Origin of the sequence: Achromobacter sp. SIMBA_011, from assembly GCF_046535435.1 — a bacterium.
Classification (GTDB): Bacteria; Pseudomonadota; Gammaproteobacteria; order Burkholderiales; family Burkholderiaceae_B; genus Achromobacter; species Achromobacter dolens.
Genome location: NZ_JAWRWN010000355.1, coordinates 1 through 276, shown reverse-complemented (window position 1 = coordinate 276; position 276 = coordinate 1). Strand labels below are relative to the sequence as shown.

The 276-nt window shown below is 60.9% G+C and carries 1 protein-coding gene; it reads right to left on the bottom strand.

Annotation, left to right across the window (positions count from 1 at the left end):
• Window positions 1-276: glutathione binding-like protein (locus SB816_RS31280; protein ID WP_410548150.1), on the bottom strand; the 276-nt coding region annotated here is incomplete at both ends.

Sequence of the window (276 nt, the reverse complement as noted above, 5' to 3'; positions counted from 1 at the left end):
GCATTTCCTTCGCCTTGTCGTCCATCAGCGGCTTGCGCGCGTTCGCGAGCACTTCCACGCCACGCTTGACCGCCGGTCGCGCGGCGATGGTTTCATGCCAGCGCTTCACGTTCGGCAGCGCGTCGAGATCGATGCCCTGGTTCTGCCAGGAACGCGTCCACGGGAACGCGGCGATATCGGCGATCGTGTAGTCGTCGCCGGCCAGATACTCGCTTTTTTCGAGCTTTGTTTCCATCACGTTGTAGAGACGCTTCGCTTCGTTCGTGTAGCGGTTGA